Origin of the sequence: Mesorhizobium sp. M5C.F.Cr.IN.023.01.1.1 (assembly GCF_003997585.1) — a bacterium.
GTDB classification, from domain to species: Bacteria; Pseudomonadota; Alphaproteobacteria; order Rhizobiales; family Rhizobiaceae; genus Mesorhizobium; species Mesorhizobium wenxiniae.
On sequence record NZ_RZSU01000008.1, the window covers coordinates 72,191 to 96,039 of the forward strand.

Sequence of the window (23,849 nt, forward strand, 5' to 3'; positions counted from 1 at the left end):
CCTCCACCTCTAAACGAAAAGGCCGAAACTGTTGCCGTCTGGGTCCAGGCAATAGGCGAATGTGCCGGCCGGGATGGAGATCGCCGGCGAGACGACCTGACCGCCGTTCTGCCTCACCCGTTCCATGGCGTCCTCGATCGGTGCGGCAACCGACAGATGGATGGTTGGGCCGGTTCCCGGTGCCGCGGGCTTCCCGGGGTAGATGTGCCCGGAGGCCGTTCGGTCCCCGGCGGTGAACATGGCAATCGGGTTCGGGCCGCTCTCCTCCAGAATGAGATCGTTCTGGAGCACCGACCCATAAAAGGCGCGCGCCCGATCCATGTCGGTGACAGGAATCTCGAACCATGCCGAAGCTTTTGCAGGGATGAAGGCCATGTCTGTCTCCTGATATTGCCGCACTATTGCACGCCGCTCCTGACACCATACTGTCAGCAGGCTTCAGCATATTCCCCTTCAGCGTACTCCTTGGCGAACAGCGTACGCATCTCAGCAACGTCGCTGCTTCTCTGGGGATAGAGCGTCTTCAAATAGGCAAGAGCGAACGTGCCGGGAGCCGAACCCGGCGCGGACACGATGCGACCGTCGGCGACCGCATAGGGCACGTCCTGATAGTTCTGGGCGCCCGGGTAACCCGGTTCCTTTTCGTTGATCCAGCCACGACCATTGCTGGTGTGTTTGGCCTTGTCGAACAAGCCGGCACGGGCCAGTGCCAAGGTGCCGGCGCAAATGCCGCCGACCACGCCGCCACGCGCTGCGACCGCTGTCAGCAGCCGGGAGACATCAGGCGGGGCATCAACCCACTGGTCGGAGCCGATGACCGCCACAGCGTCGAGATCGGTGTTTTCATCAACCTCGGTGGAACGGTCGGGCGTCAGCATAAATCCGCTGGCCGAAGTCACCGGCTTGCCGTTCGGCGTCAGCGACACCGCGCATGCGCCGAACCATTCGACCGCCGAAGCCGCCAGCAGCCCGTATTCCCAGTCGGCGAAGCGATCGATGAAAAGAACGCCGATGGTCTTCTGTTCGGACATTTCCTGCTCCGTCTTTCCGTCCGCCGGACCTATTTATCTGGGCGCCGTGGTGTCCGCATCCAACTGCTGCTGCGAAAAAATCGCCTCAATGGCCGCGGCCGTGGCGGCCTTCGTAATTATCCGGCCAACCGATGTCCTTGCGGATGCTTTGCGGCAACCCGTTCATGAAACGCCGGGTGCGGATCTCGTTGCGCATCGTCCTGATCTTGCCGACATAGTGCTGCACGCTGCGCAGAATGGTAAAACCGTTCATAGCTGGTCTCCTCTCTTTCGATGGAGACACTATCGCACACCCCTCCTGACAGCAGTCTGTCAGTAGAATGATGGCCTTCGGTGATGCTGCCGGTTTTGCCTTCCCGAGCTCGCCGGTGCGCGGCACGCCGGCTTGTTCATCGCAGGTCGCTATCAGCGTCGAGATCGTTCAGCTTGCAGCGACGGACTGTCGGAATTCGCATCCTTCTGCGATAAAGTCGGCGTTCTGATATTGAAGGAGAAAAATTTTCCGTAAATCAGGGAGACGACCATGGGCCTGCAACTGACGGGAATCCACCACCTGACCGCTATCACCGCGAATGCGCCCGGAAACCTTCGTTTCTACACGAGGACCTTGGGCCTGCGACTGGTCAAGAAGACGGTCAATCAGGACGACACGTCGGCCTATCACCTTTTCTATGCCGACGCCGAGGCGACGCCTGGCACCGATCTTACCTTCTTCGATTGGCCGGTCGGACGCGAACGGCGCGGCACCAACAGCATCGTCCGGACCAGCCTGAGGGTCGCCAGCCCCGAAAGCCTTGCCTGGTGGAAGCAGCACTTGTCCGGCGAGACCGTCGCGACGGGAGAGATCGGCGATGTCGGCGGCTATCCGTCGCTGGATTTCGAAGACCCAGAAGGCCAGCGCCTGCGTCTCGTCAGCGATGGCGGCAAGGGCGACAGTCATCCCTGGGCTCAAAGCCCGGTCCCAATCGAGCACCAGATACGCGGGCTCGGGCCTATCGTCATCGGCGTTCCCGACATCACCAACACCGAAGCGGTGCTGACCAGGGTGATGAACATGCGCAAGGCGCGCGATTATGCCTCGCCGGATGGTCAGGGCCAGGTTCATGTGTTCGAGATGGGAAAAGGCGGCCCGGCGGCGGAACTTCATGTCGCGGTGCAGCCGGGCCTTGCGCCGGCACGGCAAGGTGCCGGGGCGGTCCACCACGTCGCGTTCAGGACGCCGGACCGGGAGACCTTGCATCAATGGACGGCGCGGCTGGCCGAATTCCGCCTGCCGTCAAGCGGTGAAGTCGAACGATACTACTTCCGTTCGCTCTACTTCCGTGAGCCGAACGGCATATTGTTCGAAATCGCCACCGACGGCCCCGGGTTCACGGCAGACGAGCCGCTGGAAACGCTGGGCGAAAGGCTGGCCTTGCCGCCCTTCCTCGAACCAAAGCGGGCCTCGATCGAGGTCGGCCTCAAGCCGCTGGCATAGCGCCTCTCAGCGTTATGGCGATCTGGCATGAGCGGAGCGCTTTGACAGCCGGCCGTGATACTAGAGCGCCGCGCGTCCTTCTGGACGCGCAAAGGACGCTCCAGCACTTTTGAATCTAACGCATCGTGCTTTCCGAAAATCGATTTCGATTTTCGGGCCGATGCGCTAGTCAAAAGCGGCATGTCGAAACTCCTCGCGCTCGTTATCATCGTCATGATGGTCATCCAGCTGATCAAGCCGCTCGGCTGGCCGGGGCTGAAGCGGCGCAGCGATTTCTGGAAGCTGGCGGTGCTGGCGATGGCGGCGATTTCGATAACAGCGGCGTTGGGGCATTGGACGTAGAGCTGGCGGCCCCGCTACGCTATGCGTGGTTCGTTGGCCAGCACCAGGTCGACGAGATGTTCCGCCCAGGCCCGGTAGCCGGCTTCCGAGGCATGAAATCCGTCGGAGGCAAAACCGGCTTCGGCATCGGTGATCGGCAGGCGCGGCGCCGGCACCGCGCCGCGTTCGAGGCAGAGGCGCTCGCCCATCCGGTTCATCTCGGCGGCGCGCATCTCCAGGATCGTTCCAAGCAGCGGCGGCATTGCCGGCGCCCGGGTGAATTCCAGCACCGGCGACCACACCACGCGCGCCTCAGGCCATTTGGCTCGCAGCGCGTAGAGCAGGCCGCCAAAATCGCTTTTGAAGCGTGGCACCGAGTGAAAGTTCTTGGTGTCGTTGGTGCCGATGGCGAGCACGATATGCGTCCAGGGATCAGCCGACAGATTGGGCAGCACATGGTCGCGGATCTGGCCTGAGGTCGCCGAGTTGAAGCCGGCTGCCCGCCAGCGCACCGCACGGCCAGTGCGTTGCGAGATCAGCTCGGCCAGTTGCGCGGCCAACCCGTACTCGGAATTGCCGATGCCGACCGAAGCGGCGGAAGAATCGCCAAGCATCAGAAGCGAGATCGCTGGCGCCTGGCCTGATATCTCGTGCATGACCGGACCTTGCGCGGGCAGCATGCGGGTGGTGCGGCGGCGCACGCCGAGTCCCTGCCAGACATAGACTGGAAAGGCGAGCCAGGTGAGGAGGGCAAGAAAGCGCTGCATCGCAAACCGTTAATGGGGAAAGTCCGTTAAAGGCGTGGCGAGCAGCACTTAGCGCATATCGGGCTAAAGGCGAAAGATCTTGCGTCGGCTGCCCGTCGTCAATGTTAACAGGCGTCCTGCATCTCGTGCCTGTCTGCGTATTCATCGTGCAGCCGCACCCAGTCCATCAGGCTGTGGTAGGGACCTGTCTCGTTGCGGCCTTTCGGCGTCAGGTCGAGATAGTGATAAGCGCCGATCAGCGGATCGCCGCCCCTGGAGCGCGACATGAAGGTCAGGAAGATGTCGCCGTTCTCATCCCTGTAGAACACGCTGATGCCGGGAAGGTCCTTCGATTTCATGCGCTGCTCGAAATTGTAGGTCGTGTCGCCTGATTGGATCTGATTGTCGGTGAAGGAAACCTGCATATCGAAGTTGAAGTCCGACGCGTAGGACGACACCCAGTCGAATTTCCACCCCATGCGCTGTTTGTAGGGCAGAACTTCGGCCAACGGCGCCCGCGAGATCACGACCAGCGACACATCGTGGTGCTTGAGGTGCTGGTTGGCGCCGTCGATATGGTCGGCAAGGAAGGAACACCCTTCGCAACGATAATCGGCGCCCGGCCCGAACATAAAGTGGTAGACGATCAGCTGGCTTGCGCCTCCGAATAGGCCGGCCAGTTTCTTCGGGCCCTGTTCGGTCTCGAAGACGTAGTCCTTCCGGATCTTCAGCCAGGGCAATTCTCGCCGTTCGGCAGCGATGCGGTCGCGAAATCGCGTCAATTCCTTCTCGCGGGCCAGATGCGCCTTGTGCGCCTGGAACCAGTCTTCCCGTGAAACGATCTTGTTGTTTGGCATGAGTCTGCTCCTCTTTGAGCCCCAAGGACGTTTGGGCTCAACGCAAGCCGACACGGCTTTCGGTTTTTTGGAGCATATTTGAACCCGGGCACATGGCCCGGGTTCGGACGAAGGCAGAAAAAAACGGTCAGGCGGCCTGTTCCAGGTCCGGCTGCCATTTTCCAAGTGCGGCCAAGTGGTTCATGTGGGCGCGGTGGGCGAAGGCGGCCTGGGCAGCGGCAACGTTGGCCGCCTTGCCGCTCCAGGCCTTCTGTGGCGCCGCCTGCAAGGCGCGGCCATAGGAAAAGGTCAGCTTCCATGGATGCGGGCCGATGGCATTGATGGCATTGAGGTTGGCGGTCGCCTCCTCGTCCGATTGCCCGCCCGAGAGAAAGGCGATGCCGCCGATTGCGGCCGGCACCGTTTCGCGGAACAGTTTTATGGTCTTTTCGGCGACTTCCTCGGGGCTGCTGGTCTTGCCCGACTTCTTGCCGGCGAGAACCATGTTCGGCTTCAAGATGGTGCCTTCGAGGACGACGCGGGCCGCGTAGAGCTCGGTGTAGAGTTTTGTCAGCGTTGCCTTGCTGATCTCGTAGCAGGTGCCGATGTCATGGGCGCCATCCATCAGCACCTCCGGCTCGACGATCGGCACGATGCCGGCCTCCTGGCAAAGCGCCGCATAGCGGGCGAGCGAATGCGCATTCGAACCGATCGACGTGGCTGAAGGCACGCCCTTGGCGACGTCGATGTCGATCACCGCACGCCATTTGGCGAAACGGGCGCCGAGCTTGTAATAGTCGGCAAGGCGCTCGCGCAGGCCGTCGAGGCCTTCGGTGATCGTGTCCCCGGGGAACCCCGCGAGAGGCTTGGCGCCGGCATCGACCTTGATGCCTGGGGTGGCGCCGGTCGCCTTGATGATGTCGACCAGCGGCGTGCCGTCGGCGGCCTTCTGGCGGATGGTCTCGTCGTAGAGGATGACGCCGGAGATGTATCTGGTCATCGCCTCCTTGGCGCGGAACATCATCTCGCGATAGTCGCGGCGGCTGTCGGCGGTTGATTCGACGCCGATCACGTCGAAGCGCTTCTTGATGGTGCCGGAGCTTTCGTCGGCGGCCAAAAGACCCTTGCCGTCGGCCACCATCGCGGCGGCAATATCCTCGAGACGTTCGCTCATTGTGCATCCTCCTGAACCGTTTGTTCCAACCTAGCAGACCACTAGAGCAAGGCAGGTTCAAGTCGAACCATTCCAAGCGGAAAGCTCGAATCGATTGAAACGCGCAAACGCCCCTCGTTCGCCTGTCGCCCCAGGGCTCAGCGCTTCAGCACATCGACACCGGGCAGCGGCTTGCCTTCCATCCATTCCAGAAAGGCGCCGCCGGCGGTCGAGACATAGGTGAAGTCGTCGGCGACGCCGGCATGGTTGAGTGCTGCCACCGTGTCGCCGCCGCCAGCCACCGAGACCAGTTTGCCGGCCTTGGTGCGGGCCGCGGCGTGCTTGGCTGCCGCCACCGTCGCCCGGTCGAACGGTTCGATCTCGAAGGCGCCGAGGGGACCGTTCCAGACCAGCGTCGCAGCGCGGTCGATCCAGTCGGCAACGGTCTTCACGGTCTTTTCCCCGACATCGAGGATCATGCCATCGACCGGCACCTCTGATATGGCGGCGGTTTCGCTTGCGGCGCCCGCCTTGAATTCCCTGGCGACGACACCGTCGACCGGCAGGATGACGGCGCAGCCGGCTTCGGCCGCCTCGATCATGATCTGCTTGGCGGTCCCGGCGAGATCATGCTCGCACAGCGATTTTCCGACATCGGTGCCGCGCGCGGCGAGGAAGGTGTTGGCCATGCCGCCGCCGATGACCAGCGCGTCGACCTTCTTCACCAGATTCATCAGGAGGTCGATCTTGCTCGATACCTTGGCGCCGCCGACGATGGCGACGACAGGGCGGACGGGATTGCCGAGGCCCTTTTCCAGCGCGTCGAGCTCAGCCTGCATGGTACGCCCGGCGAAAGCCGGCAGCAGGTGTGCAAGCCCCTCCGTCGACGAATGGGCGCGGTGGGCGGCGGAAAAGGCGTCGTTGACGAAGATGTCGCCATTGGCGGCGAGCTTTTCGGTGAAGGCCGCGTCGTTCTTCTCCTCGCCCTTGTAGAAGCGGGTGTTTTCGAACAGCAGCACGTCGCCGTTGTTCATGGCGGCGACGGCGCTCGCCGCCGCGTCGCCGATGCAATCCGGCGCGAAGCCGACAGGGCGGCCAAGCACCTTCGCGCTCGCCTTGGTGATCGGCTCAAGCGAGAATTCGGGCGACGGTCCATCCTTGGGCCGGCCGAAATGGGCAAGCAGGATGACCTTGGCGCCCTTGCCGGAAAGCTCGGCGATGGTCGGCGCGATGCGCTCGATGCGGGTGGCGTCGGTGACCTTGCCGTCGGCGACGGGAACGTTGAGGTCGACGCGCACCAGCACACGCTTGCCCTCGATGTTGCCGATGTCGTCCAGTGTCTTGAAGCCGGCCATGCTGTTCCCTTTCGCGAAAAATCGCGGGGACCTTACCCCGCATCAACGACGATGCAAGACCTGCATGGGAATTCACGGAAAATATGATCCGCGACTCGGGTCGGGAGCAGTCAGCCCTTGTCGGTTGCCTTTTCCACCACCGGCTGTGGAGACCGTTCCGCGTCCACAGGCGCCTCGGCACTCTGCTTTTTGATCCGCTTGCGCCAATTGCGAACAAAGCCAACGACGCGGTCGGCTATCTCGCCAGCACTCAGGAACACCGGCACCCGTGCCACCGGCGCGGTCGGCTCGAGGGAAAGACCGAGGCCAGTGATCTTGCCTTTGTCGTCGACGTCGCGGACGATCAGCTCGATCGGACCAATCAACACGCGGTCGGCATATTCGGCATGACCGCCGAGCCGCTCCGTCACCAGGTCGCCGACGGTCAGCTTGCGTTCCTCCTCGGTCAGGCCCGGCGCGTAAGCGGCTTCAAGTTCCGCGGCGGAGCGCGCCGGATCGACGGCGAAGGCGCCGAAGAAGTCCGCGTCCTCGGGATCGACCACGGCGCGGCTGGCGAACAGCTTGTCGAGCAGGGCTGGATAGCGATCCGGCACGAAGATGTAGACATGGTCGCCGGCGGCGAGCCTGCCCATGTCCTGGAAGCGCATCGAGCGCCCGTCGCGCAGCACCAGCGACGGCCGCGCCCAGCGCGGAATGCGCTCGCCGCGCGCCACCGGGCTGCCAGGTGCTACGCGATAGGCGAGAAGCTCGTGATGGGCGGAGCCCGGCAATTCGAGTTCGACCTTGTCCAACGGGCCTAGGCGGGCCGGCACGATCAGGCCGAGGCGGCGCGCCAGCGGCCCGACGGTCCATCCCTGGATGACCAGTGACACCAGCACGACGATGAAGGCGGTGTTGAAGATGAGACGGCCATTCTCAAGCCCGCCAAGCAGCGGCGTGATGGCGAGCAGGATCGACACGGCGCCACGCAGACCCACCCATGAGACGAAGGCGACTTCCGGGCGCGGCAGACGGAACGGCATCAGGCAAAGCCAGACGGCGATCGGCCGCGCCACGAATATCAGGAACAGGCCCAGCAGCACCGCCGGCAGCAGGATCGCCGGAAATTGCGAGGGCGTCGCGAACAGGCCGAGGACCAGGAACATGATGATCTGTGCCAGCCACGACATGCCGTCCTGGAAGCGCTTGAGGATGGTGACGGCGCGAATGTCGGAATTGCCGGCAATAAGGCCGGCAATATAGACCGCCAGAAAACCGGAGCCGCCAATGGCGCCGGCGGCGGCGAACACCATCAGCGACAGCGTCAGCACGAAGATCGGCAGCAGCCCGTGGTCGAGATTGAGCCGGTCGACAAGACGCACGATGGCGAGGCCGCCGAAAATGCCGACGATGGCGCCAAGCCCCATATTGAGAAGGAAGCCGAGGGCGAGATCCGTAACCAGCACCCTGGCCTCGGGACTGGCGTTGGCGGCGATGATCTCGACCAGGCTGATGGTCAGGAAGATGGCGATTGGGTCATTGGTGCCGGATTCCACCTCGAGCGTGGAACGCACGCGTTCGCGCAAATTGATCTCGCCGGCGCGCAACAGGAAGAACACTGCCGCCGCGTCGGTCGAGGCGACAGCAGCCCCGAGCAGGAAGGATTCCAGCCAGCTGAGATCGAGCAGATAACAGGCGACGACGCCGAACAGGCCAGTGGTCAAAAGGACGCCGATGGTCGCCAGCGACAGTGCCGGTCCGGCCGCCTGGCGCAAGGCGTTGAGCGGCGTGCCGAAACCGGAATCGAACAAGATGACCGCCAGCGCCAGTGAGCCGGCAAAATAAGCCAGCCGCGCATTGTCGAACTGGATGCCGAGGCCGTCGGTTCCCGTGGCCAGGCCAATGCAGAGAAACAGCAGCAAGAGAGGGGCGCCGAAGCGGAAGGCGATCAGGCTCGAAAACGCGGCGGCGACGACCAGTGCGGCGCCGACCAGCGTCACGAGATAGATCGCATGCTCCATCCGCCAATTGCCCCTCGAATTCGTGTTCCTCTCGCTTTACGGGAGAGTGAGGCGAAGACATGACCGGTGCAAGGCGTGAGGGTGGTTTTTTGCCCTATGCCGCTGATTATTGAGTGTTTTGGCGCTCAAGGCGCGGTCTTGCCAAACAAACCGTTAGAGCGTCGTTTGCGCATCCAAAAAGGGCGCTGGGCGCTCCCATGAAAACGCCCGGACAGAGCCGGGCGTTTTACAAGTCGCGAGAAGATGGTTCTGCGATCAGGCGATGGTCTTGCCGAAGGCGACTGCGGTGTCGGCCATGCGGTTGGAAAAACCCCATTCATTATCGTACCAGGACAGCACCGAAACGAAGTTGCCGTCCATGACCTTGGTCTGGTCGAGCGCCATGATCGAGGAATGCGGATCGTGGTTGAAGTCGATCGACACGTTCGGGTGATGGGTAACGGCGAGAATGCCCTTCAGCTTGCCGTTGGAGGCGGCGATCACCGCCTCGTTGATCTCCTGCACGGTCGTCGGCCGCTTGGCGATGAACTTGAAATCGACAACCGAGACGTTCGGGGTCGGCACGCGAATGGAGATGCCGTCGAGCTTGCCCTTGAGATCGGGCAGCACCAGGCCGATCGCCTTGGCCGCACCGGTCGAAGTCGGGATCTGCGACAGGGCCGCGGCGCGGGCGCGGTAGAGATCCTTATGCATGGTGTCCAGCGTCGGCTGGTCGCCGGTGTAGGAGTGGATCGTCGTCATCATGCCCTTCTCGATGCCGACGGCCTCATGCAGCACGGCTGCCAGCGGTGCCAGGCAGTTGGTGGTGCAGGAGGCGTTGGAGATGACGATGTGGTCCTTGGTCAACCTGTCATGGTTGATGCCATAGACGACGGTGAGGTCGGCGCCCTCCGCCGGCGCCGAGACGAGAACGCGCTTGGCGCCGGCGGTCAGATGCGCGGCGGCCTTGTCGCGGGCGGTGAAGATGCCGGTGCATTCGAGCGCGATGTCGATGCCGAGCTCCTTCCACGGCAACTGCGTCGGGTCCTTAATCGCCGTGACCTTGAATTTTTCGGTGCCGACGGTGATCTGGTCACCGTCAACCGTCACTTCATGCGGGAAGCGGCCATGCACGCTGTCGAAGCGCAGCAGATGCGCGTTGGTTTCGACCGGGCCGAGGTCGTTGACGGCGACGACGTCGATGTCCTTGCGGCCGGATTCGTGGATGGCGCGCAGGATGTTGCGGCCGATGCGGCCGAATCCGTTGATGGCAACTCTGACGGTCATTTTTCTCTCCCTGGGAGTTGGAGGCCGAAGATCAAGTCCGCAGCTTCATAACGGCGGGCTCTCAAAGAATCTAGCCGTCGATGGGTTGGATTTAAGTCCACCAGAAGGAGGCTGCCCGCAAAACCACGATGCGCGGTTTCGCGGGCGCCTGGCTTTACTCGCCGTGCAGGCGGGCTTCCGCTGCCTTCACCGTCGCTTCGGCGGTGATGCCGAAATGCGGATAGAGCTGTTCGATCGTGCCAGAGGCGCCGAAGTCGGTCATGCCGATGAAGATGCCGTCGGTGCCGATAAAATGATCCCAGCCCTGGCGGATGCCGGCCTCGATGGCGATCTTGATCGGCGCGTTGCCGATCGTCTTCTTGCGATAGTCGGCACTCTGCTTGTCGAATAATTCGAAGCAGGGGACAGAGACGACACGGGTCGGATGGCCGTGCTTCTCCAGTGCCTCGCGCGCCGCCAGCGCGATCTCGACCTCGGAGCCCGAAGCGAAGATCGTCACCGCCGCATCGCCATCGGCGGCGGCCAGCTCGTAGGCGCCCTGGCGGCTGAGGTTCTCCGCAATGAACTCGTTGCGCACCGACGGCAGGTTTTGCCGGGTCAGCGCCAGCGTCGAAGGCGTCCTTTCCTGCTCGATGGCCAGCTGCCAGCATTCGGCGGTCTCGACCGCGTCGGCCGGGCGGAAGACATTGTGGTTCGGAATGGCGCGCAGTGCGGCCAGATGCTCCACCGGTTGATGGGTCGGGCCGTCTTCGCCGAGACCGATGGAATCATGGGTCATGACGAAGATCGAGCGGATGCCCATCAGCGAGGCAAGCCGCATCGACGGACGGGCGTAATCGGAAAAGCACATGAACGTGCCGCCATAGGCGATGATGCCGCCATGCAGCGTCAATCCGTTGAGCGCTGCCGCCATGCCATGCTCGCGGATGCCGTAGTGAACGTAGCGCTGGCCGTAATCGTCTGATGTGATGTTCTTGGTCTGGCTGGTCTTGGTGTTGTTGGAGCCGGTCAGGTCGGCCGAGCCGCCGACGGTTTCCGGCACCGCGCCGTTGATGATCTCGAGCGCCATTTCCGACGATTTGCGGGTCGCGACCTTCGGCTTGTCGGCGGCGAGCTTCTTCTTGTAGTCGGTGATGACGGCGTCGAAATTCGCCGGCAGCGTGCCACTGATGCGGCGCTCGAATTCACTGCGCAATTGGGCGTCGGCCTTGGCAAGGCGGCCTTCCCAGTCGGTGCGTGCCTTGACACCCGTCTTGCCGGCGTCGCGCCAGGCATCGAGGATATCGGCAGGAACTTCGAAGGGCGGATAGTCCCAGCCGAAGAACTTCCTGGCGCCGGCGATTTCCTCTGCGCCGAGCGGCGAGCCGTGCGCCTTGTTGGTGCCGGCCTTGGTTGGCGCGCCGAAGCCGATCGTCGTCTTGCAGGCGATCATCGTCGGTTTGTCGGAATGGCGCGCCGCCTCGATAGCATAGGCGATCGCTTCGGGGTCCTGGCCGTCGATGTGGCTGGCGTTCCAGCCGGACGCCTGGAAGCGAGCGACCTGATCGGTGTTGTCGGCCAGCGACACCGGGCCGTCGATCGAGATGTTATTGTTGTCCCAGAAGACGATCAGCTTGTTCAGCTTGAGATGCCCGGCAAGTGCGATGGCTTCCTGGGAGACGCCTTCCATCAGGCAACCGTCGCCGGCCAGCACATAGGTGTGATGGTCGACGAGGTCGTTGCCGAAAGCGGCATTCATGATGCGCTCGCCGAGTGCGAAGCCGACAGAATTGGCAAGCCCCTGGCCGAGCGGGCCGGTCGTCGTCTCGATGCCGGCGGCATGGCCATATTCGGGATGACCCGCCGTCCTCGATCCCAACTGGCGGAAATGCTTGATCTGGTCGAGGGTGATGTCTTCATAGCCGGTCAGATAGAGCAGCGAATAAAGCAGCATCGAGCCATGGCCGGCCGACAGGATGAAACGGTCTCGATCGGGCCAGTGCGGGTTCTTCGGATCGTATTTCAGGAAACGCGTGAACAGCACCGTGGCAATATCGGCGCAGCCCATGGGCAGGCCGGGGTGGCCGGACTGGGCCTTCTCGACGGCATCCATGGAAAGAAAACGGATCGCATTGGCCATCCGGTCATGTCGTTCACGCGAGGTCATGCTTCCTCCAATGTGGGGGTGTTGGGCTTTGGGAGAGCCCTGGAAAAGGGTGCGCGACACATAGCAGGCGCGGCTTTTTAGTCAACAAACCGGCGCGCTTTTGCCGATCTTGTTAGTCAATAAACCGGCGCTTTTGCCGGTCTTGTGATGGCGCCAGAAGGGCCTTGGGGGCTCTACATTAGCGTTAGCAGGGGACAGCCGCGAGAGCTTTATTGACGTTGGCTTCACACGGCGGGTAATGTTTCAGACATAACGCGTTCTGAACGTGGATGATTCGGTGATGGGCAGGGCGCAGGACGAAAGCCATGACCGGGGAAACGACACTCAAAGAAGTCATCGCGAGGCTGGGTAAGGCCATCGAGGGGCTGGAAAATGCCGTCGCGGCCAAGCTCGAGCACGAGCGCGACTATACGGAAGCCGAGGCGGAGGTGCAGCGCATGAACGCCGATCGCTCGCGGCTGGCGCAGGAACTCGACAATTCCGAAGCGCGCGCCGAACGGCTGGAAGACGCCAACAAGGAAGTGTCGCGTCGGCTGGTGACCGCCATGGAAACCATCCGCGCCGTGTTGGACAGATAGGGACTGGACAGGTAGGCCAATGGCACAAGTCACGGTTTCCATCGACGGCAAGCAGTATCGCATGGCTTGCGACGAGGGCCAGGAAGAGCATCTGATCGATCTTGCCGAGCGCTTCGACCGTTATGTCTCGCATCTGAAAGACTCATTCGGCGAGATCGGCGACCAGCGGCTGACCGTGATGGCCGGCATCATGGTCATGGACGAACTTTCGGAATTGCAAAAACGCGTCAAGGGCATGGAAAGCGAAGTGCTGACGCTGCGCAAGACGCGTGACGACGCGCTGACCAAGGCCGACAAGAACGATTCGGTGCTGACCCAAGCGCTTGGCGCGCTCGCCCAGCGCATGGAAGATCTTGCGACGACGCTGGCGGTGAACAAGGCCTGAGCCAGCGCAGCGAAAATTCCTGCTGCATTTGCTGAGAAGCAATGAAAATTTTTCGCCGCCGGCCTCGATGCCGGTGCAACAGGCGTTTGAAGGATGACGCGGGAGTGGTAGAAAGGCAAAAGCAACGCCGGTCAATGCCGGCTGCAATCACAGGGTAGGGACACGTCATGAACCTTCGTATCAACGATATCGCGCCGGATTTCACGGCCGAAACCACGCAAGGGACGATCAGCTTCCACGACTGGATCGGTGACGGCTGGGCGGTGCTTTTCAGCCATCCTAAGAATTTCACGCCGGTCTGCACGACCGAGCTCGGCACAATGGCCGGGCTGGAAGGCGAGTTCAAGAAACGCAACGTCAAGATCATCGGCATTTCCGTCGATCCGGTCGAAAGCCACGCCAGATGGCAAGACGACATCAAGACTGCGACCGGCTATTCGCTGAACTATCCGTTGATCGGCGACAAGGACCTCAAGGTCGCCAAGCTTTACGAAATGCTGCCGGCCGGTGCCGGCGAAACCTCGGAAGGCCGTACGCCTGCCGACAATGCCACTGTGCGTTCGGTCTACGTCATCGGGCCCGACAAGAAGATCAAGCTGGTTCTCACCTATCCGATGACGACCGGCCGCAACTTCGATGAGATCCTGCGTGCAATCGATTCCATCCAGCTGACCGCCAAGCACCAGGTGGCGACGCCGGCGAATTGGAAGCAGGGCGAGGATGTCATCATAACAGCTGCGGTTTCCAACGAGGATGCGGTCAAGCGTTTCGGTGCCTTCGAGACGATCCTGCCGTATCTCAGGAAGACCAAGCAGCCCTCCGCCTGAGCGGCAGGGGCAGTACGGGAGAATTTTCGGTTTTCTTGCTTGCGCGAGCATGCGGTGCTTGACGGGGTGGCGCTGACGGATGACCATGCTCTTCTTTTGCCCCGGCAGAGAAAACCATTCCTGCCAGGTGGGAGTTGAGGGAGCCGGGATTGGACGCAACATCGGCCAAGCTGCAAGTGGCAGGCTTTTACGACAAGCCGAGCGGGTCCATCCAGTATGTCGTCGCCGACCCGCAGACGCGACGATGCGCAATCATCGATCCCGTTCTTGATTTCGATGAGAAATCCGGCGCCACGGCGACGAAGAATGCCGACGCGATGCTCGAGTTCATTAGAGATCAACGGCTGGTCGTCGAATGGATTCTCGACACGCATCCCCACGCCGACCATTTCTCGGCGGCGCACTATCTCAACGAGAAGACAGGAGCGCCTACGGCGATCGGCGACAAGATTATCGACGTCCAGAAATTGTGGAAAGCGATCTACAACTGGCCGGATTTTCCTGCCGACGGATCGCAGTGGAACAGGCTGTTTGCCGATGGCGAGACCTTTTCGGTCGGCGGCATTCCGGCAAAGGTGCTTTTTTCGCCGGGCCACACACTGGCCTCGATTACCTATGTGATCGGCGACGCCGCTTTCATCCATGATACGCTGTTCATGCCGGACAGCGGCACGGCAAGAGCGGATTTTCCTGGCGGCAGTGCGGCGCGACTCTGGCGCTCGATCCAGGATATCCTCGCGCTACCGGACGAGACACGTCTGTTCGTCGGTCATGACTACCAGGCGGAGGGGCGCGAACCTTTGTGGGAGAGCACTGTTGCGGAACAGAAATCCAAGAACACCCATGTTGCCGCCTGCAGGACAGAGGCCGATTTCGTGGCGTTGCGCGAGGCACGCGACAGGACGCTGCCGATGCCGAGGCTGATTCTGCACGCGCTACAGGTCAACATGAATGGCGGGCGCTTGCCGGAACCGGAATCCAACGGCCGCCGGTATTTGAAATTTCCGCTCGATTGCTTGTGATGAGATGGGTCGCTGGCACTACAACGCCAGCTACTCTAGCTTCAGGGTTTTGTTCGGCGGGCTAAATGTTCATACGTGATTTGCCAAGGATCGCTCTCGAAAGATCTTTCCTCGCCGATCCAATGGAAGCTGTTGGCAGTGATCTCAGTGAAACGCCATCGAGTTTTCAGACCGCGCGAGTCATTGCCGAGCTGGACAATGTCCTTTCCCTCGGCCCGCCCGATCTGGCGTGAGTGATCTCGGTTGAGCGGGTCGTTCCATATGATGTGCCATCCCTCGATCCCAGGATCGAAGATGCGCAAAGTCGTGCCATACATCGTGGACGGCGCAGGGCGCTTGGGCCTGATCCAAACGTCCTGAATCGCGCGGCCTTCGAGCACCCAGCCAAAATGGCATTCTCCATTGCATTTCTGGATTGTGCCGTCGTGGAGGTAGTGGACCGAGTCCATTTCCCAGCTTCCAATTAGCCAGCCATACAGGTCCATGTCTTTCGCTCGGTCGGCTGAGGGACCTTCGGATCCGAGGGCGGTGAGAAACGGAGAAATCCTCATCGTCATACTGCCTTTGGTTTCCAAATAGACGAGCTCAACTGCCCAGCGCAGCCCCGGCGGCCCATTGTCGTGCCGGCCTGCCGAAAGCGCCGCCTTGTGGAATTTCGCCACGGAAGCCCGTGTCGGCGCCGGAGCATTGCCGCCACAATTTGCAGCGTTGCGGTTTCCAGGTCTTGGGGAAAATTGCTATAATGCCGCTATGAGCCGGCCAGGCTGATCGCACCGATGATTGAGGATCGTGCGTTCGCGAAGGTGCGGCGGAACCGGCAACCCTAGCTAGAACACGACACTAACGGACAATTCTCCCGGCAGTCGGAGGACCCCATAAAAAAGGCGGCGCCAGTTACCTGACGCCGCCGTTATTTTCCGTCGGAGCGTTACGCCGCCGGCTGCGCCTCGATGGTGCGCAGCGCCTGCATCTGGCGCTTGGCCGCGGCCTTGACCGCGTCCTGCACCTTCTCGAAGGCGCGCACCTCGATCTGGCGCACGCGCTCGCGGCTGATGTCGAACTCGGCCGACAGTTCTTCCAGCGTCAGCGGCTCCTCGGCCAGGCGGCGCGCCTCGAAGATGCGCCGCTCGCGCTCGTTGAGCACGGCAAGAGCGCCCGACAGCATGCCGCGCCGGTTTTCCAGCTCGTCCTGCTCGATCAGCGCCTCTTCCTGGCTTTCGTGGTCGTCGACCAGCCAGTCCTGCCATTCACCGGACTCGCCTTCGCTCGCCCGGATCGGTGCGTTGAGCGAGGCGTCGCCCGACAGGCGGCGGTTCATCGACACCACCTCGGCCTCGGACACGTTGAGGCGGGTGGCGATCTCGGTGATCTGGTCGGGCTTCAAATCGCCGTCGTCGAGCGCCTGGATCTTGCCCTTCACCTTGCGCAGGTTGAAGAATAGGCGCTTCTGGTTGGCGGTCGTGCCCATCTTGACCAGGCTCCACGAGCGCAGGATGTATTCCTGGATCGAGGCCTTGATCCACCACATGGCATAGGTGGCGAGCCGGAAGCCGCGCTCCGGTTCGAATTTCTTGACGGCCTGCATCAGGCCGACATTGCCTTCCGAGATCACCTCGCCGATCGGCAGGCCGTAGCCGCGATAGCCCATGGCGATCTTGGCGACGAGCCTAAGATGGCTGGTGACCAGCTTGTGTGCAGCCGTGGTGTCCTCATGCTCGGCGTAACGCTTGGCGAGCATGTACTCTTCCTGCGGCTGAAGCATCGGAAAGCGACGAATTTCTTCCAGGTAGCGGCTGAGGCCGCCTTCGCCGGAAACGATACTGGGTAATGACTGGGCCATGATAGCGCCCCTCTCTCTTGGAGTGGTGCCCCCGAAACGTGGCGGGCATATATCGCGAACGCCAAAGGCTCGTTCGCGACAACCGGTGTATATAGGAACAAAACCAGAAAGGACAGCATTGGTTCAACACGAAACAGTGTGTCACGCCAAAGTGAACAACGCCGGTCAGGTTTTTGGCAATCAGGTTTGGAATGGATAGGAGGCGGTTCAGAGTTTGCGAAAGCCGTCGACGAGTTCCTCCATATCACTCGGTACAGGCGCCTCGAACCTCGTCGTTAAATGGGTCGTCGGATGCCGAAATTCAAGGAGGCGGGCATGCAACGCCTGTCGCGGAAATGCCTTCACCCGGCCCTTCAGCGGCTCGGGCAGCCGGTTCGCCTTGGTGCGAAAGGCCTGGCCGTAATCGGGGTCGCCGACGACCGGATGGCCGATATGGGCCATATGGACACGGATCTGATGGGTGCGGCCGGTCTCGAGCCGGCATTCGACCAGACTTGCCGTGGCAAATTGCTTTTGCTGCTCGCCAAAGCGCTCGATCACGGTGAAATGGGTGACGGCGTGGCGGGCATCGTCGCGGCCCTCCGGCACCACGGCGCGGCGCACGCGGTCGACGGCGCGGCCGAGCGGCTCGTCGACCGTGCCTGTCGGTCTCATCGGTATGCCCCAGACCAGCGCCAGGTAGGCGCGTTTGAGATCGCCGGTCAGGCCATGATCGGCAAAGGCCTCCGACAATGACTTATGGGCGCGATCGGTCTTGGCGACGACCATGACGCCACTGGTCTCCTTGTCCAGGCGATGGACGATGCCCGGCCGCCGCACACCGCCGATGCCGGAAAGACTGTCGCCGCAATGGTGGATCAGCGCGTTGACCAGCGTGCCGGTCCAGTTGCCGGCGCCGGGATGGACGACAAGCCCAGGCGGCTTGTTGATGACGATCAATTCATGGTCTTCATAGAGAACGTCGAGCGCGATGTTCTCGCCTTGCGGCTCCGCCGGCTCCGGCTCCGGCATATCGAGTGATACGCGGTCACCGGCCGCCATCTTACGCTTCGTCTCGTTGACCGGCTGGCCGCCGACCTTGACGGCGCCCTGTCTAATCAGCATCTGCACCCGGCTGCGCGACATGTCCGGGCCGAGCTTGCCCGCCAGCCATTGGTCGAGGCGCTGGCCGGCCGCATCGGGACCCGCCTCCAGCACGATCGATCCCCCGTTTGGCGATCTACCGTCTGGCGATCCGCCCTCCATCAATCCATTCCCTATCAATCCATCCTCTATCAATATGAGGGCCTCTTCGTTATGAGCGCTCATTGAAAATCGCTCCGGAATGTTTTGCCATGGCTGCTGCCGACGAAGACGAGGAAAAGCCGCTCGACCCCGAGGTTGAAAAGGTGCGCAAGAAGCTCGTCCGCTTCGTCGCCATCAATCTCGGCCTGCTGTTTCTCGCCCTTATGGTGGTGATCGCGGCCCTTGTCTACAAAACGCGCACCGCGCCACCTGCAGCCCCATCACTTGCCGGCGACATCCAGGTGCCGGCCGGCGAGCCGCTGGCCGGCGACGTCGTGCTGCCGGTCGGAGCCAAGGTCATCAGCCAGTCGCTCTCCGGCAACCGCGTTTCCATCGATACGGAACTTGCCGACGGCAGCCGCGCCATCTTTGTCTACGACATCACTGAGCGCCGCATTGTCGGTCGCTTTTCGATCCGTAACAAATGACTGGATTCGTCGGACATCGCCGTGTGGCCACGGTCGCGCTCGTGGTCAGAAAGTATGAGGAGGCGATCTCCTGGTACGTCGGCAAGCTGGGCTTTTTGCTCATCGAAGACGTCGATCTTGGCGGCGGCAAGCGCTGGGTCACGGTGGCGCCGGCGAACGGACAAGGCGCGCGGCTGCTTCTGGCCGAAGCGGCCGATGATGTGCAAACAAGCCGCATCGGCAACCAGACCGGCGGCCGCGTCTTTTTGTTTCTCGAAACCGACGATTTTGTCCGCGACCACACGGCAATGCTCGAAAAGGGCGTCGAATTCCGTGAGGCACCTCGCCACGAGGCCTACGGCACGGTGGCGGTTTTCGCCGATCTCCATGGAAATCTCTGGGACCTGATCGAGCCAAAACGATAGGATTGTAACGGATATTTTTCCAGCATCATCGACTGTCCGAAGCCCAGTTGCTTTTTCCCAGCCGTCAGCCTATATCGCCGGTTCTTGAACGCGCCCATCGTCTAGCGGTCAGGACACCGCCCTCTCACGGCGGGAACAGGGGTTCGATTCCCCTTGGGCGTACCAAGGATCTCAAAACATTTGCGTACCCCATCGCCATCGGTCACGGCCGGCGTGCCACTTCTGGCGCAGTGCCCTCAATTGAATTAGCATCGCGTCATGTAAATAGGGGCCAAAGGTGCAGAACGCCGCCGGAGATGAATCTGTCGCGCAGCGAAAGATCGAAGCTCGTCGGGAAGAGAAGAGTGCAGGGAGAGAGGGCCAAATGCAGAAATTGCAGTCGCAGGGCGTCCATCACATCACGCTGGTCGGCGCCGGGCGTCAGACCTCCATCGACTTCTGGGAAGGCGTGCTTGGCATGCCTTTCATCTTCGAGCAGCCCAATCTCGACAAGGCCAGCGAAAGCCACCTCTATTTCGATCCGGGTGACGGCCGGCTGATCACAATCTTCACCGATGAGAGCCGCACGCCGGTCAAGCGGCGCACGCCGACCGAGACGGGCTGCGTCCATCACATCGCGTTTGCGGTGTCGCGCGTCACCTTCCTGCAGGCGGTTGCCCGGCTCGACGAGCGCGCCATCAAGCATAGCGGCGTCAAGGATCGCGGTTTTATGGATTCGATCTATTTCGAGGATCCGCTCGGCCTGCTGATCGAACTCGCCTCCTACCGTTTCGAGCCGCCGGCGGGCTTCACCCATGCCGACGTGCTGATGCAGGCGCACAAGATTCGCGTCGCGCGCGGCGACTACGCAATCGCCGAAGTGCATCTCGCCGACGCGATCCAGGCGCTTGTCGAGCGCTCCCGCGCGACCTTGTCGGACGACCGCGCGCCGAAAAATCCATACTGACGACAGCAACCCCGAGGGAGGACCATAATGGCAAAGACGACAACGAAGAGTGCGAAGAAGCCGGCTGCCAAGGCCGCCACAAAACCAGCTGCCAAGGCGACAAAGCCTGCGGCCAAGGCGCCGAAAGCTTCCGCCAAGTCGGCAACGAAAGCCGCCGCAAAACCTGCACGCAAGGCATCCGCGAAGCCCGCGGCCAAGGCCAAAGCGAAATCAGCGAAAAAAGCCGGGCTGACGCTCAGCATGCTGAAGCCGAGCGTCAACAATATGAGCGTTCGGGTGTTTGCGCGCGCGGCCGGGCTCGACCATTCCGAGACCGACGTATGGGGCCACACACGCTCGCCTGAATACATGGCGCGAAACCCGGCGCATCTGACGCCGATGATCGAGGACAAGGGCTTGCCGAGGGGCGTCCTGTGGGAAAGCTGCGCCATCATGCAGTATCTCGCCAACAAGCATGGGCTGGAGAAATTATATCCCAAAGCGCCGGCCAAGCGCGCAATGATCGACAGCGCCATGTTCTACCTGATCGGCACGCTCTACCCCTATGTGGCCCGCGCCACCTATCCTGCGCTGAACTTCCCGCAATATGCCGGCGAGGTCGGTCATAGCGACGCTCATCCCGACAGGAAATCGGAAGCTCAGAAGGCCGCGGCGGCTGCAATTGCCGAGCCGCTGGAGGTCTTTCACAGCTTCTTCAGGAACGGCAAGCCATTCATCGGCGGCAAGAACCCGTCGATCGCCGACATTCGCCTGGCCGCGACGCTCGAATTCCTGGCCGTCATCGACTACGCGCTGCCCCAATGGGCGAAGGATTACATGGCGGCGATCGAGAAGAAGCTCGGCAAAGCCTATGCCGAGCCGGCCGCCGACGTGCGCGGCTATATCTCCTATCTGAAGTCGCAGGCGGGTGCGCCTGATTGATGTTGCACCTTCGCTCAAGGACCGAATATCACGAGCTCGGTGAACGTCAGATCTCCGAGCGAGGGTGGTCTGGGACCCTTGAAATATTTCAGCCCTCTGTTGGGGCGGTACCACCCGAACAGGCCTGCAATCGGCTCCTTGGCGTCGACGACGCACAGCAGGATGCCGCTTCGCAAAAGAAAGCGCCCCACAGCACCGGCGCACCGGCTCAAATCCGCGAGGGAGCGGCAATAGATGACCTGATAGGACGGGATAAGACCGCGCAATATCCGGCGCGGCATCAATACGAAGGGAAACGCCGCTCCGTCGCAAATGCAAATCAATGACAGGCAACCCAGCGCGGCGTGTTCCGAGAGTATGTATCTCTCACTGTCGGACAGCATCCCCATTTCCGCAAGATCGGGACGAGCTTCGAGTACGCGACATGACCGCTGCACCGAACTAAAAACCGGCAAGAAGGCAAATTGTCCGCTGGAAAAGAGGCGAAAGCCGAGGGCCAAATTGTGCTTTAATGTCGCAGGCGCCGGCGAAACATTCGTGTAGGTTACGTCTCTTTGCTTGAGAATCGTCGTAATCAGCTTGATGGCATAGGGGCGGAATTCTTCGTCGACGGACCAGCTTGAAAGGTTGCAGCGGATTTCGTCGCCTTCCTGCCTGCGATAACGGGTATAAAGGGTCAGCACGACGCCGACGATCCTATCAGCCTTCTCCAAAGCCAGGCCGTATTTTGGGAAGTCGGCGACGGCAGGCCGCTGCGACAAACGGATCAGCGCCTGTGTCCAGTAACTCCGGTCACGCTCCGGAAAGCCCCGGCACAGGCAGTCGACCACTCCTTCCCAATCAGCTTCGCGAATTGGTCGACAGTGGACGTCGGCAGGGAGGGCGCCAAGTACGGCCATAAATTGACTTCCAGAATACGATAGTTACTTAGGCATGCTTCACACGCTAACACATTGGTGTACAACGATTAATAATATGTGCCGCATTTAAAGACGACTTTCCGCACTCATCACGAACACGCAGATCAGATTGGCCATGACGCGTCGATGAGCAACTCCCGTCGGTTAAGGATTCGTTAACCAATCCCTATCTACTGATCGGCAATTCACCTCCAACTCGCGACCACGGATGTACTGGCGCGGTCGAGGTGGAAAGAAAGGTCGGCCATGTGCCGGCCTTTTGGTTTCAAGGGCGATTGTTCCAGCGAAACCGCGGATTGACTTGGCGAGTGTGGTCGGGCCTCAAGCCTTCAGCTTCAAGCGCAACGGCACGCCGATCGCACCGCCCGGGCCGACCGCCATCAATGTGACCGGCGACGCGAAGGCGCGGCAATCCTTTGTCGATCGCCGCGATCGCCGCCCTGGAACGCTGCTTGCCGCTGAGCTTTTCGCCGGCGCTCGCCCAAGGAATTGCAGGCAGCGTCTTCACCCTGCAATTCGGCTCGCCCAAACAGTAACCGGGCATTGCCCCGGCAAAGCCGCTCGTTTCCGGGCGGGCCATTCACCCAAGCGTTGCTAGGTGGCGTCACCTCGAGCGATCAGACCGGTTCCCGGTCAACGAGATATCAGTGTTGCCCGCGTCTCGCATTGACATGGCGCGCCAATTCCGGCGTCTCGAAGACATAGTCGCTCCAGGCCGATTCCGGAATCTGGCCGGCCAGATAGCATTCCAGCAAAAGACTTTGCTCAGGGCTGAGAGGTCTCGGCACGCGCTCATGGTCCAGTCTCAGCGAGTGAAACAGATTTCTGGGCGAGTGAAACAGATTTCTGGTCAGGTCCGAGACAGTGAAGTGAATCGACATGTGGTCTCCTTTGACCTTCCAGCATCACCCAAGGATCGGGATCGATCTCTGCTCCGCTGCCGCTCGGTTCGAAAAGGACCATGCGCCAATCAAAATGGCGCAGCGTGCTTTCTGTGCCCAAAGGGACGCGCGGCGCTGCAATTTAACGTCGAGGGCGGGATAAGGTTTCAACGTGGCGGCGGTAACGCCAATCGCGCAGCCCGAAACCCACCGGTCAGCACATGCCTTCGGCGATCGCGTGCGCGTGTGACCGAACCGCTGCGTCAGGTGCGCAACACGTGATTAGGGCGCATTTTTTAACTGCCACCGTTTGAATGCCGGCTGGCTATTCGCAGACCATGCGGACCCGTTTTCCGGGTTGGCTGACATTCCTGCAGGTGAGCGGTCTTGCCGGCTCGGATGCCAGCGTCGGCGGATTGTTGGAAGTCCTCGCGAGGCGCCTTCTCGGCGCCACGGGAGTCTTGATTCTGGGGGCCGCCGCTGTTTCCGGCGTTTCGGGCGCCACAGGAAAGACATCGGTCTGCAGCAACTGCGGCTGTTCGGCTTCCGCCTGCTGCGGCGGCCTGTCCCAAAACCGCCGGACATCGAGCGGCCTTGGAATGACGACGGTGCCGTCGTAGCTGCGCGAGCAGCCGCTCCCCAACAGCAGCATCGGGCATAGGAAAAAAGGCAGGATCCGTCCCAACATCGGCAACACCCTTGCGGGATTTATAACGCGGCTTCGGTTCTGCCGACAACCGTCGGAATACACCGCGGGCAAGGCTAGCGCATGACCCGGAGAATCGGTATCGATTTCCCTGGGGATCATGCGCAAAATCAAAATGCCGCAGCGTCCCTGGCGCGAATGGAAGCGGGCATGGGCTATTATCTGCCCAAGCCCATCAGCTCCAGGGCCTTGCTCGAAAGCGTCGAGCGCTGGCTCGGCGCGGACGGAGAAATCCAGCGCAACGCGGGATCAGGCATCCGCCTCAGGCTATAAGCCGTGATTCGGCGAGGCATTGCGGACAAGACTATGGTGCGATCGCACCATATCAAAACTTGCGTCCGGTTGGGACAATAAGCGCATTCGAGTTCCGCTCCTC

Annotated in this window: 27 protein-coding genes and 1 tRNA gene; 12 read left to right on the forward strand and 16 right to left on the reverse strand. The window is 61.6% G+C overall.

All coding sequences use genetic code 11. The features are described from left to right. Positions 1–9: 9 nt before the first annotated feature. The 3 genes from EOA78_RS05655 to EOA78_RS05665 all read right to left on the reverse strand — a co-directional run bounded on the left by EOA78_RS05655 (position 10) and on the right by EOA78_RS05665 (position 1,284). A complete protein-coding gene (locus EOA78_RS05655; protein WP_127314256.1) occupies positions 10–375 on the reverse strand; it encodes a VOC family protein in 366 nt (121 codons plus the stop codon). 53 nt (positions 376–428) lie between these two features. Next, positions 429–1,031: a DJ-1/PfpI family protein gene (locus EOA78_RS05660; protein WP_127314257.1), complete on the reverse strand. Its 603-nt coding sequence runs from the start codon at positions 1,029–1,031 to the stop codon at positions 429–431. A gap of 85 nt (positions 1,032–1,116) precedes the next feature. Next, complete coding sequence (locus tag EOA78_RS05665; RefSeq protein WP_082982284.1) at positions 1,117–1,284, reverse strand: hypothetical protein; 168 nt, start codon at positions 1,282–1,284, stop codon at positions 1,117–1,119. Between the two features lie 270 nt (positions 1,285–1,554). Here EOA78_RS05665 and EOA78_RS05670 point away from each other — a divergent pair, with 270 nt between their 5' ends. Both EOA78_RS05670 and EOA78_RS05680 read left to right on the forward strand, forming a co-directional pair. Then, positions 1,555–2,508 carry a ring-cleaving dioxygenase gene (locus EOA78_RS05670; RefSeq protein WP_127314258.1) on the forward strand — a complete coding sequence of 318 codons (954 nt, stop codon included), beginning with the start codon at positions 1,555–1,557 and terminating at the stop codon, positions 2,506–2,508. A gap of 180 nt (positions 2,509–2,688) precedes the next feature. Beyond that, positions 2,689–2,850 (forward strand): hypothetical protein, encoded by a 162-nt coding sequence (locus EOA78_RS05680; protein WP_127314259.1) that lies wholly within the window; start codon positions 2,689–2,691, stop codon positions 2,848–2,850. 14 nt (positions 2,851–2,864) lie between these two features. On the opposite strand, the gene EOA78_RS05685 is transcribed toward EOA78_RS05680, so the two are convergent. From EOA78_RS05685 to tkt, 7 genes are all read right to left on the reverse strand, one after another. Beyond that, entirely contained in the window at positions 2,865–3,596 is a 732-nt protein-coding gene (locus EOA78_RS05685) for an SGNH/GDSL hydrolase family protein (protein ID WP_127314260.1), read from the reverse strand. A gap of 104 nt (positions 3,597–3,700) precedes the next feature. Continuing rightward, positions 3,701–4,432: a thioredoxin family protein gene (locus EOA78_RS05690; RefSeq protein ID WP_127314261.1), complete on the reverse strand. Its 732-nt coding sequence runs from the start codon at positions 4,430–4,432 to the stop codon at positions 3,701–3,703. A 127-nt stretch (positions 4,433–4,559) separates the two neighbouring features. Further along, positions 4,560–5,585, reverse strand: a complete 1,026-nt coding sequence (locus EOA78_RS05695) for a class I fructose-bisphosphate aldolase (RefSeq protein ID WP_127314262.1) — start codon at positions 5,583–5,585, stop codon at positions 4,560–4,562. 137 nt (positions 5,586–5,722) lie between these two features. After that, positions 5,723–6,919 (reverse strand): phosphoglycerate kinase, encoded by a 1,197-nt coding sequence (locus EOA78_RS05700; protein ID WP_127314263.1) that lies wholly within the window; start codon positions 6,917–6,919, stop codon positions 5,723–5,725. 110 nt (positions 6,920–7,029) lie between these two features. After that, positions 7,030–8,919, reverse strand: a complete 1,890-nt coding sequence (locus EOA78_RS05705) for a potassium/proton antiporter (protein ID WP_127314264.1) — start codon at positions 8,917–8,919, stop codon at positions 7,030–7,032. A gap of 255 nt (positions 8,920–9,174) precedes the next feature. After that, entirely contained in the window at positions 9,175–10,185 is a 1,011-nt protein-coding gene (gene gap / locus EOA78_RS05710) for a type I glyceraldehyde-3-phosphate dehydrogenase (protein WP_127314265.1), read from the reverse strand. Between the two features lie 154 nt (positions 10,186–10,339). After that, positions 10,340–12,331 (reverse strand): transketolase, encoded by a 1,992-nt coding sequence (tkt, locus tag EOA78_RS05715; RefSeq protein WP_127314266.1) that lies wholly within the window; start codon positions 12,329–12,331, stop codon positions 10,340–10,342. Between the two features lie 305 nt (positions 12,332–12,636). Here tkt and EOA78_RS05720 point away from each other — a divergent pair, with 305 nt between their 5' ends. The 4 genes from EOA78_RS05720 (at position 12,637) to EOA78_RS05735 (ending at position 15,143) form a co-directional block, all read left to right on the forward strand. Beyond that, the gene (locus EOA78_RS05720; RefSeq protein WP_023797069.1) at positions 12,637–12,909 is read left to right on the forward strand and encodes a DUF4164 domain-containing protein; all 273 of its coding nucleotides are present in this window, start codon (positions 12,637–12,639) and stop codon (positions 12,907–12,909) included. A gap of 19 nt (positions 12,910–12,928) precedes the next feature. Then, entirely contained in the window at positions 12,929–13,294 is a 366-nt protein-coding gene (locus tag EOA78_RS05725; RefSeq protein ID WP_023797070.1) for a cell division protein ZapA, read from the forward strand. Between the two features lie 167 nt (positions 13,295–13,461). Then, positions 13,462–14,121, forward strand: coding sequence for a peroxiredoxin (locus tag EOA78_RS05730; RefSeq protein WP_127314267.1), 660 nt, complete (start codon positions 13,462–13,464; stop codon positions 14,119–14,121). Between the two features lie 149 nt (positions 14,122–14,270). Further along, the gene (locus EOA78_RS05735; RefSeq protein WP_095517920.1) at positions 14,271–15,143 is read left to right on the forward strand and encodes an MBL fold metallo-hydrolase; all 873 of its coding nucleotides are present in this window, start codon (positions 14,271–14,273) and stop codon (positions 15,141–15,143) included. 41 nt (positions 15,144–15,184) lie between these two features. Here the strand turns inward: EOA78_RS05735 and EOA78_RS05740 are convergent, their stop codons facing one another. The 3 genes from EOA78_RS05740 to EOA78_RS05755 all read right to left on the reverse strand — a co-directional run bounded on the left by EOA78_RS05740 (position 15,185) and on the right by EOA78_RS05755 (position 18,291). After that, positions 15,185–15,805 carry a hypothetical protein gene (locus EOA78_RS05740; protein WP_245477408.1) on the reverse strand — a complete coding sequence of 207 codons (621 nt, stop codon included), beginning with the start codon at positions 15,803–15,805 and terminating at the stop codon, positions 15,185–15,187. Between the two features lie 266 nt (positions 15,806–16,071). After that, positions 16,072–16,983, reverse strand: coding sequence for an RNA polymerase sigma factor RpoH (rpoH, locus tag EOA78_RS05750; RefSeq protein WP_029348727.1), 912 nt, complete (start codon positions 16,981–16,983; stop codon positions 16,072–16,074). A 207-nt stretch (positions 16,984–17,190) separates the two neighbouring features. Further along, positions 17,191–18,291, reverse strand: coding sequence for an RluA family pseudouridine synthase (locus EOA78_RS05755; RefSeq protein ID WP_127314268.1), 1,101 nt, complete (start codon positions 18,289–18,291; stop codon positions 17,191–17,193). A gap of 26 nt (positions 18,292–18,317) precedes the next feature. Here EOA78_RS05755 and EOA78_RS05760 point away from each other — a divergent pair, with 26 nt between their 5' ends. From EOA78_RS05760 to EOA78_RS05780, 5 genes are all read left to right on the forward strand, one after another. Then, entirely contained in the window at positions 18,318–18,695 is a 378-nt protein-coding gene (locus tag EOA78_RS05760) for a fimbrial protein (protein WP_127314269.1), read from the forward strand. Further along, a complete protein-coding gene (locus EOA78_RS05765) occupies positions 18,692–19,099 on the forward strand; it encodes a VOC family protein (protein ID WP_127314270.1) in 408 nt (135 codons plus the stop codon). The genes EOA78_RS05760 and EOA78_RS05765 overlap by 4 nt, the downstream gene beginning before the upstream one ends. A 90-nt stretch (positions 19,100–19,189) precedes the next feature. Further along, positions 19,190–19,264, forward strand: a tRNA-Glu gene (locus EOA78_RS05770). Positions 19,265–19,463: 199 nt separating this feature from the next. Beyond that, positions 19,464–20,045 (forward strand): VOC family protein, encoded by a 582-nt coding sequence (locus tag EOA78_RS05775; protein WP_127314271.1) that lies wholly within the window; start codon positions 19,464–19,466, stop codon positions 20,043–20,045. Positions 20,046–20,072: 27 nt separating this feature from the next. Beyond that, positions 20,073–20,966 (forward strand): glutathione S-transferase family protein, encoded by an 894-nt coding sequence (locus tag EOA78_RS05780; RefSeq protein ID WP_127314272.1) that lies wholly within the window; start codon positions 20,073–20,075, stop codon positions 20,964–20,966. Between the two features lie 14 nt (positions 20,967–20,980). Here the strand turns inward: EOA78_RS05780 and EOA78_RS05785 are convergent, their stop codons facing one another. The 3 genes from EOA78_RS05785 to EOA78_RS05800 all read right to left on the reverse strand — a co-directional run bounded on the left by EOA78_RS05785 (position 20,981) and on the right by EOA78_RS05800 (position 23,455). Continuing rightward, positions 20,981–21,865 carry a hypothetical protein gene (locus tag EOA78_RS05785; protein WP_245477409.1) on the reverse strand — a complete coding sequence of 295 codons (885 nt, stop codon included), beginning with the start codon at positions 21,863–21,865 and terminating at the stop codon, positions 20,981–20,983. Between the two features lie 665 nt (positions 21,866–22,530). Then, positions 22,531–22,767: a hypothetical protein gene (locus EOA78_RS05795; protein ID WP_127314273.1), complete on the reverse strand. Its 237-nt coding sequence runs from the start codon at positions 22,765–22,767 to the stop codon at positions 22,531–22,533. A gap of 325 nt (positions 22,768–23,092) precedes the next feature. Next, positions 23,093–23,455 carry a hypothetical protein gene (locus EOA78_RS05800; RefSeq protein WP_127314274.1) on the reverse strand — a complete coding sequence of 121 codons (363 nt, stop codon included), beginning with the start codon at positions 23,453–23,455 and terminating at the stop codon, positions 23,093–23,095. Positions 23,456–23,623: 168 nt separating this feature from the next. On the opposite strand from EOA78_RS05800, the gene EOA78_RS37700 reads away from it, so the two are divergent. Then, positions 23,624–23,746 (forward strand): hypothetical protein, encoded by a 123-nt coding sequence (locus EOA78_RS37700; protein WP_281034033.1) that lies wholly within the window; start codon positions 23,624–23,626, stop codon positions 23,744–23,746. The last annotated feature ends 103 nt before the right edge of the window (positions 23,747–23,849 follow it).